The organism is Bradyrhizobium sp., assembly GCF_030654605.1.
Taxonomy (GTDB): domain Bacteria; phylum Pseudomonadota; class Alphaproteobacteria; order Rhizobiales; family Xanthobacteraceae; genus Bradyrhizobium.
Window position 1 is genome coordinate 1 of sequence record NZ_JAURXB010000179.1, and the last position, 8,100, is coordinate 8,100.

General features: G+C 63.6%; 10 protein-coding genes. 4 read left to right on the top strand and 6 right to left on the bottom strand.

The genetic code is table 11. The features are described 5' to 3' along the window. Together Q7U29_RS16515 and Q7U29_RS16520 are read right to left on the bottom strand one after the other, a co-directional pair. Positions 1 to 228 (bottom strand): acyl-CoA thioesterase domain-containing protein (locus Q7U29_RS16515; protein ID WP_370691768.1); only part of this gene is annotated, 228 nt, incomplete at its 3' end. A gap of 220 nt (positions 229 to 448) precedes the next feature. Continuing rightward, positions 449 to 2,977, bottom strand: coding sequence for a glycogen/starch/alpha-glucan phosphorylase (locus Q7U29_RS16520; RefSeq protein ID WP_304743256.1), 2,529 nt, complete (start codon positions 2,975 to 2,977; stop codon positions 449 to 451). A 206-nt stretch (positions 2,978 to 3,183) separates the two neighbouring features. Here Q7U29_RS16520 and Q7U29_RS16525 point away from each other — a divergent pair, with 206 nt between their 5' ends. Next, complete coding sequence (locus tag Q7U29_RS16525; RefSeq protein ID WP_304743257.1) at positions 3,184 to 3,414, top strand: hypothetical protein; 231 nt, start codon at positions 3,184 to 3,186, stop codon at positions 3,412 to 3,414. Between the two features lie 55 nt (positions 3,415 to 3,469). On the opposite strand, the gene Q7U29_RS16530 is transcribed toward Q7U29_RS16525, so the two are convergent. Next, positions 3,470 to 3,868 carry a RidA family protein gene (locus tag Q7U29_RS16530; protein WP_304743259.1) on the bottom strand — a complete coding sequence of 133 codons (399 nt, stop codon included), beginning with the start codon at positions 3,866 to 3,868 and terminating at the stop codon, positions 3,470 to 3,472. A 104-nt stretch (positions 3,869 to 3,972) separates the two neighbouring features. Between Q7U29_RS16530 and Q7U29_RS16535 the strand changes: the two genes are divergently transcribed. Then, complete coding sequence (locus tag Q7U29_RS16535) at positions 3,973 to 4,569, top strand: TetR/AcrR family transcriptional regulator (protein WP_304743261.1); 597 nt, start codon at positions 3,973 to 3,975, stop codon at positions 4,567 to 4,569. 13 nt (positions 4,570 to 4,582) lie between these two features. Here the strand turns inward: Q7U29_RS16535 and Q7U29_RS16540 are convergent, their stop codons facing one another. Beyond that, positions 4,583 to 4,789, bottom strand: coding sequence for a hypothetical protein (locus Q7U29_RS16540; protein ID WP_304743263.1), 207 nt, complete (start codon positions 4,787 to 4,789; stop codon positions 4,583 to 4,585). Between the two features lie 150 nt (positions 4,790 to 4,939). On the opposite strand from Q7U29_RS16540, the gene Q7U29_RS16545 reads away from it, so the two are divergent. Beyond that, positions 4,940 to 5,371 (top strand): hypothetical protein, encoded by a 432-nt coding sequence (locus Q7U29_RS16545; protein WP_304743266.1) that lies wholly within the window; start codon positions 4,940 to 4,942, stop codon positions 5,369 to 5,371. 129 nt (positions 5,372 to 5,500) lie between these two features. Here Q7U29_RS16545 and Q7U29_RS16550 read toward each other — a convergent pair whose 3' ends face one another. Then, positions 5,501 to 6,265: a DUF2865 domain-containing protein gene (locus tag Q7U29_RS16550; protein WP_304743268.1), complete on the bottom strand. Its 765-nt coding sequence runs from the start codon at positions 6,263 to 6,265 to the stop codon at positions 5,501 to 5,503. Between the two features lie 277 nt (positions 6,266 to 6,542). Continuing rightward, positions 6,543 to 7,106 carry an orotate phosphoribosyltransferase gene (gene pyrE / locus Q7U29_RS16555; protein WP_304743270.1) on the bottom strand — a complete coding sequence of 188 codons (564 nt, stop codon included), beginning with the start codon at positions 7,104 to 7,106 and terminating at the stop codon, positions 6,543 to 6,545. 176 nt (positions 7,107 to 7,282) lie between these two features. Between pyrE and Q7U29_RS16560 the strand changes: the two genes are divergently transcribed. Further along, a complete protein-coding gene (locus Q7U29_RS16560; RefSeq protein ID WP_304743272.1) occupies positions 7,283 to 7,909 on the top strand; it encodes a glutathione S-transferase family protein in 627 nt (208 codons plus the stop codon). Positions 7,910 to 8,100: the final 191 nt, after the last annotated feature.

Genomic DNA, 8,100 nt, shown 5'->3' on the forward strand with positions numbered 1-8,100 from the left:
ATCGAAGGCGCCGGCCGCGATCGGCGCGCAGTAGTTGACGGTGAGGGCGAGCGGCGTGCCTGATCGCTCCGGATGATCGATCAGCGCCCGCAGGATGGTGGCGGCGGTGGCGCCGCCGAACGGGCCGACAAAGGCCCAGTAATCGTCGCTGGTGCGGCCTTGCCAGCGGCTGTCGCCGGCGGTGACCTTTGTGGCGTCGTCGAAGAGGTGCTGGGCCTTGGTCAGCATGAAGGTCCTCGGAAATTCGGCTGGTGCTTCATCCGTCATTGCGAGCCAACGGGTCGGCGCGAAGCGCCGCCCGATGACAGGCTCCGCGAAGCAATCCATCTTTCGTGCTGTTGATGCATGGATTGCTGCGCTCGCAATGACGCTGAGAGATCAACGCAGTATCACGGCTATCCGGCTCAATTCAATGACGCCGGAGGTAATGGATTTCCGCTCGCCGCAATCAGCGCGCTCCGCCGCGTTGCACCCCCGGCTCCAGCAACGCCGGATGCGGGGCCGGCCGCACCGGCACGTCCCAGATTTCCCCGGCATATTCCCGGATGGTGCGGTCGGACGAGAACCACGGCATCCGCGCCACGTTGAGGATGGAAGCCCTGGTCCAGGCCGGCACCACCTGCCATCGTGCGTCGATGCCGCGCTGGGCGTCGTAATAGGAATTGAAATCGGCGCTGACCATGTAGTGGTCGAGATGGCGCAGCGCATGCGCGATCGATTCGAACCGGTCGGGATCGCCAGGCGAGAATTCGCCGCACCCGATCGCGCTGATGGCGCGTGAAAGATGCGGCGAGCCCCGGATCACGTCGCCGGCATCCAGCCCCTGCTTGCGCCGCACCACCACGTCCATCGCCTCCATGCCGAAGATCGCGATGTTTTCCGCGCCGACGTGGTCGCGGATCTCGATATTGGCGCCGTCCAGCGTGCCGATGGTCAGCGCGCCGTTCAGCGCCAGCTTCATGTTGCCGGTGCCGGAGGCTTCCATGCCCGCGGTCGAAATCTGTTCGGACAGATCGGCGGCGGGAATGATGATTTCGGCGAGGCTGACATTGTAATCGGCCAGGAACACGATCTTGAGCCGTCCGCCGATCACGGGGTCGTTGTTGACGACGTCGGCGACGTCGTTGATCAGCTTGATGATCAGCTTGGCGTAGCGATAGCTTGCCGCCGCCTTGCCGGCGAATATTTTTACCCGCGGCACCCAGTCGCGCCGCGGGTCGTCCTTGATGGCGTGATACAGCGCCACCGCCTCCAGGATGTTGAGCAGCTGCCGCTTGTATTCGTGCATGCGCTTGATCTGGACGTCGAACAGCGCGCCCGGGTCGACCTTGACGTTGAGGCGCTCGCCGATCAGCTTTGCCAGCGCCATCTTGTTGTGGAGTTTGGCGGAGCGGAATTTCTGCTGGAACGCGGCGTCGCTGGCGCGGGCTTCGAGCAGCGAGAGTTGCGTCGGGTCGTCCAGCACGGCCTCGCCGCAGGCCTCGCGCAACAGGTCGGTCAATTTCGGATTGGCCAGCATCAGCCAGCGGCGGAAGGTGATTCCGTTGGTCTTGTTGGTGATGCGCGCCGGATAGAGATGGTTGAGATCGTGGAACACGGTCTCCTTCATCAGGTCCGAATGCATCGCCGAGACGCCGTTGATGCGGTGGGAGCCTACGAATGCCAGCTGTCCCATCCGTACCCGGCGGCCGGACCTCTCGTCGATCAGCGAGACCGAGGCCTTGAAATCGTCATCGCCGGGGCAGCACGCTTCGGCCAACGCCAGGTGGCCGACATTGATGCGGTAGATGATTTCGAGATGGCGCGGCAACAACCGCTCGAACAGTTCGACCGGCCAGGTCTCCAGCGCTTCCGGCAGCAGCGTGTGGTTGGTGTAGGACAGCGTCGCCACCGTGATCTTCCACGCCTCGTCCCAGCGGAAATTGTGCAGGTCGACCAGAATCCGCATCAGTTCGGCGACGGCGAGGCTCGGATGGGTGTCGTTGAGCTGCACCGCGGCCTTCGACGCCAGCCCGCGCAACTGCCCGTCGGAGGCGAGATGGCGCTTCACCAGATCCTGCAGCGAAGCCGAGACGAAGAAATATTCCTGGCGCAGCCGCAGTTCGCGGCCCGCGGGGCTCTCGTCGTTCGGATACAGGAATTTGCAGATCGATTCGGCGCGGGCTTCCTCGGCCCTGGCGCCGAGATAGTCGCCGGTGTTGAAGACGTCGAGATTGAGCGGGTCGGCCGAACGCGCCGACCACAGCCGCAGCGCGTTGACGTGCTGGCCGCGCCAGCCCACGATCGGGGTGTCGTAGGCGACGGCCTTCACGGTTTCCGCCGGATGCCAGATCGCGCGGTCGCGGCCCTTGGCCTCGACATGCTCGACCCCGCCGCCGAAGTGGATGTGATAGACCACTTCCGGCCGCTGGAATTCCCAGGGGTTGCCGAAGCCGAGCCATTCGTCCGGATATTCCTGCTGCCAGCCGTCGGTGATGATCTGGCGAAACAGGCCGAAATCATAGCGGATGCCGTAGCCGATGGCCGGGATCGCCAGTGTCGCCATGCTCTCCATGAAGCACGCCGCCAGTCGGCCGAGGCCGCCATTGCCGAGTGCCGCGTCCGGCTCGCATTTGCGCAAGTCGGAAAGCCCGACGCCGAGATCGCCAAGCGCGGTCTCGAATATCGGCAACAGTCCCATATTGTTGAGGGCGTCGGTGAACAGCCGGCCGATCAGAAATTCCAGGCTGAGGTAATAGACCCGCTTGCGCCCCTCGTCGTAGCTCTGTTTTTCCGTGATCAGCCAAGGGTGTACGATGCGGTCGCGCAGCGCCAGTGCCGCCGCCTTGTACCAGTCGCGCCGGGTTGCCATGCCGGCGTCCTTGCCGACCGCCAGCCTGAGCTTGACCAGGATTGCGCTCTTGATCTCGGCCAGCGCCAGCTCGTCGATGGGCTGGCCGGGCGCCGGAAAATTCCCTGGGAAAGTCTGATTTGGCAAATCGCAAATTCCCTGAAGCTCTAAGTCCGCGTCGAATCATACGCGCCTTGCCCTTGGATCGAAACCGCCGGGAGCCTTGTTGTGCACTGCGCAGGTATGATTTTATGCAAGGACCGGGCCGAATTGCGGCCTCCGTGTGAGCCGGCTTTGGTGTATCGTCAGGTTCGGAAGACGGGATACCGCGATAGCCGAGGGAGAACCGCGCCATGAAATTGATGATCGAGATCGCCGCCGCGGCGCTTTTGGTGGTCTGCATCAGCGCCACCAGCGCGGCCTTCGCCGCCGGCAAGGGTAACAAGAGCGCCGACGGCCTCGGCTGCTCCTTCAGCGTCGCGAAGAATGCCTCGCCCGCGGCCCGCTGCGCCGCGATCCGCAGGCAGTGTGGCGGAAAATTCTACGCCAATTATTGCGGCGACAGGATGCTGTCGGCGATGTGAGCTGAACAGGGACGGTTGTAAATCGTGACGATGCTTGTCGCTCGCCGGCAATCGATCAACTGGACCGCGGAAGCCGCGCGATCACCTTGATCTCGAAATCGAAACCGGCCAGCCAGTTCACACCCACGGCGGTCCAGTTCGGGTAGGGCGCCTCACCGATCGCCTTCAGTCGAATGGGGGCAATCGTCTCCCACTGTGTGGCCGGGTCGGTGTGAAAGCTGGTCACGTCAACGACGTCGTCGAACGTGCAACCGGCGGCCTTCAGCACCGCTGCGAGATTGTCGAAGGCAAGCTGGACCTGCTTTTCGAACACCGGCTCGGGCGATCCGTCGTCGCGGCTGCCGACCTGGCCCGAGACGAACAGAAGGTCGCCCGAGCGGATCGCCGCCGAATAGCGGTTGATCTCGTAAAGCGCTTGCCGGCCGGCAGGGAAGATCGCATCGCGTTTGGCCATCGGTTCACTCCATTGATATACGCCCCGTATGTCGGTATATCCTGGCATACGTGCCGTATGTCAATAAGCATACGCTGCGTATGTCAAATTTTTTGGGAGCTGCGGTGGCCGCAAGGCGACGTGCCGAGATGGTGGAGGAAACCCGGGCCAAGCTCATTCGAGCCGCCCGAACGGCTTTCGCTGCCAAAGGCTATGCGGCGGCGTCGATGGACGATCTGACCGCCGAAGCCGGCCTGACGCGCGGCGCGCTCTACCACAATTTCGGCGACAAAAAGGGTCTGCTGCAGGCCGTGATCGACCAGATCGACGCGGAAATGCTGGTACGGCTGCGCGCTGCGCAGGAACGGGCGAAAACCCCATGGCTCGGATTTCTCGACGCCAACATCGCCTATATCGAGATGGCTCTGGAGCCGGAGATCCAGCGCATCATGCTGCTGGACGGGCCGGCTGTGCTCGGCGATCCCTCGCGATGGCCCAACCAGACAGCGTGTCTCCGCACCACGACGCAAACCATCCAGGCGCTGATCGATGCGGGAACGGTCAGGCCGGTGGACGCGGAAGCGGCCGCCCGGCTACTCAATGGCGCGGCGCTCAATGCCTCGCTCTGGGTCGCCGCGGCCGACGATCCTCACGCTGTGCTTGCAAAGGCCGTCGCGGCGTTCCGGCATCTCGCGGTCGGCTTGCTGCAGATCGAGCGATGACCGACACGCCGGCTTAACGGCGCCCGATTTGCGTCGATATCGATGCGAGGCCCGTGATCGCATCCTGCGAATCCTTGAGGTATTTGCCTTTGAAGAAGGCAGCATCGATCACTGCCAGAATGGCCGTCATGATCGCAAAAGCCACGATGCCTCGCATGCCGCTTCCCTGGTTCGGTTGAGACCCGTCTCCCGCCGGACGCGCGCAGAGTATCGTCGGCATTTGTAAATTGTTTAGTGGCCTGGCTGTTCCTGATCGGGTTCGCCTATTCTGGAACAAATTAAGAACACTTTAGCAAGTCTTTGATATATCATTGTGATTCGGAACGCTGCCAATACAATATCTAGGGCCTTTCAGGATTTCGAGGACTACATGTCCACCATTGCCTTCGATCAATTCGCGCTCACCCGCATCGCCGACTTCGCCCGTTCGCTGTCGCGGCTGCACCAGGCCTCGCGCCGCCAGATCGTCGATGACGACCAGATCGACCGCGAGTTCAACGCGGTCTGCATGTCGGTGTGGGGCTACACCACGGACGATTTCAGCGACGACCTGTTTTCCGGCGAGGACCACGCCTTTCTCGACCGGCTCGACGAAGCGCATGCGCGCATCTTCGCCGCCGAGCAGGGCTACGACCTCGTCGACGACCAGGGCATGCTGACGGACTGGTGGGGCTATTGCTGGATGATCCTGGCCGAAAAGCGCGGCCTGCTGACGCCGGAAAACCGCGCCGCCGCGCGCGCCGACATCGAGGAGAAATACCTGTCGGCGCCGAACGTGATCGGCGTCATCGTCGGGCGGTGATGAGTATTCGCTCCTCATCCTGAGGAGCTTGCGAAGCAAGCGTCTCGAAGGATGAGTTGGGACGGCGTGCCAGATGGTTCGAGACGCGCGCGAAGCGCGCTCCTCACCATGAGGGACTTTGAGTACCGCCTAATTCACTTCGGCGCGCTTGTCTCTTGTCGAAACGGTTTTCGGCACCGACGTCGCGGGCAGCACGGCATCGCGGGCGGTCTCCGGCAGCGGCGCGTTGGCGGCGACCATTTCGGCGCTCACCGGCGCCACCTTCATCTCGCCGAGCCGGGCGCGGACATCGGCGGTCAGGCCCGGATAGGACGCAACCGGGGTGAATTCGGCGGTCTGGCTGGCGCCGAGCTTGACGCCGGTATAGGCCACCAGCCCCGAGGTAGTGGCGATCACATCGCCCGAGCGCAGCGAAGAATCGAGCGTCAGGTCGACCGGCGCGAGACCTGCGGGATCGCGGCCGTTGCAGGTGCAGTCGGCGCGCAGCGCCTTGCGATAGGCGAAGGCGTTCTCGGAGTCGGCATAGCGCTCGCCGGTGGTGGAGGACGCGCCGTCGATGCTGCTGCCGTAGAAGACTTTCGTCACGCTGGCCGGGCAGAACGCCTGGCACATCTGGACCGGCGAGGCATTGCTGCGCATCAGCGGAAAATATTTGCCGTCGCAGCTGCGTACGCAAAATGCCGGACCGGAGCCCGACGCCATCTGGCGCGGCGGCGGCGCGGGCTGCTGGTTGAGGCCGAACGGATCGGCAAAGAAATTGGCCTGCGGTGCGGCCTGGCGCTGCTGCTGTTTCGGGGCGCCGGCGAACAGGAAATCGAACAGGCCTTCGGCAGACGCCGCGCGCGGCGTCACGGCAATTGCGCCGGCGAGCAGGGCGGCGGCAACAACCATCATGCGGCGCCGCATGCGCTGATCAGTCAATTCCTTACGCAACGCACACTCCACCCAACGCCGCCAAGCGGCCGCGGCGATCGCCGCCCCGGCACGGCTTCACATTAGGGCGGGATGGTAAACGAGCGGTGACCGGGGACGCTGGACCGAAGCATTTCTTTCGTCATGGCCGGGCTTGACCCGGCCATCCACGTCTTTGGTCAGCTCGGTAAGCAAGACGTGGATGCCCGGCACAAGGCCGGGCATGACGGCGCAGGGCGCGCGGAGTGTATATCCGCGATCACCCCTTCAAAAATTCACCCGCCTTGTACAGCGAGCGGAACGCGATGCCGGCCTCTGCAAAAGTTTCGGCGGCGCCTTCCTCGCGGTCGACCATGGTGAAGACCAGCGCGATCTCGGCGCCGGCATCGCGCACCGCCTCGACCGCCTTCAGCGCCGAACCGCCTGTGGTGGTGACGTCCTCGACGATCACCACGCGCTTGCCTTGCAGGCTCTCGCCCTTGGCCAGTCCCTCGACCGCGAGCCGGGCGCCGTGTTCCTTCGGCTTCTTGCGCACGAAGAACGCTGCGATCGGGTGGCCCTTGATCCAGGACAGCTGCGCGATGGCACCGGCCAGCGGCACCGCGCCCATTTCCAGCCCGCCGACATAATCGAGCTGATCGTCCCGCAGCGCCTCGAAGGTCAGTTCCGCCAGCAGCGTGGCGCCTTCGGGATCCAGCATGGTCGGCTTGAGGTTGAAGTAGAAATCGCTCTTGCGGCCCGAGGCCAGCGTGATTTCGCCGCGCCCGAACGAGCGCTTGCGGATGATCTCGGCGAGGCGGGCGCGGGAGGCTGATTTGGACAAGGCGAGGTTCTCAAGGGGCTGGGGCGCGCAATCTATCGGCGGACGCGGGGACATTCCAGAGCCGCGGCCGCGCCGTCAACAGCGCATAGTGTCACCATCGGCACCGCCGACGGCGGTTGTCACCTCGGGAGGTTCCGGGGTACTGGATACCCCGCCAAGCGGGGGAAACCAAAAAAATGACCATCGAATTCTACACCTGGAACACGCCGAACGGCCGCAAGATCTCGGTCGCGCTGGAGGAGATGGGGCTGCCTTACAAGGTTTTCCCCGTCAACATCAGCAAGGGCGAGCAGATGGCGCCAGATTTCCTCGCCATCAGTCCCAACAACAAGATCCCCGCGATCGTCGATCCCGACGGCCCCGGCGGCAAGCGCGTCAGCGTGTTCGAATCCGGCGCGATCCTGCTTTATCTCGGCGAAAAGACCGGCAAATTCCTGCCCGTTCCGCTGATCGAGCGTATTCCGGTCTATGAATGGCTGATGTGGCAGATGGGCGGCTTCGGGCCGATGCCGGGCCAGGTGCATCACTTCATCGCGCTGGAGAACGAGACGGAACGCGCCTATGGCCTGAAGCGCTACGCGGCGGAGACGGTCAGGCTCTACGGCGTGCTGGATCGCCGCCTCGCGGCCCATGAGTTCGTGGCGGGGCCGCTGTCGGTCGCCGATTTCGCCATTCTCGGTTGGGCATGGCGGCATCCGCGCCACAAGGTTGATCTCAAGGACTTCCCCCATGTCGAACGCTGGTACAACACGCTGATGGCGCGTCCGGCGACCAGGCGCGGCATGGAAGCCAAGCTGGATTGATTTCTTTCTTCTCCCTCTCCCGCTTGCGGGGGAGGGCCGGGGTGGGGGGGCCTCAGCAAACTCCGGCGCCAGTGGATAGTCGTCCGTGAAGAATACCCAAGCCGTTGATTTGGAATCCTAAACCGACGATCTGTGGAAATCGAATTTGCCGGAAATCGGCCTTTCGAAAGGGGATTCCTTGCAAAATTGAT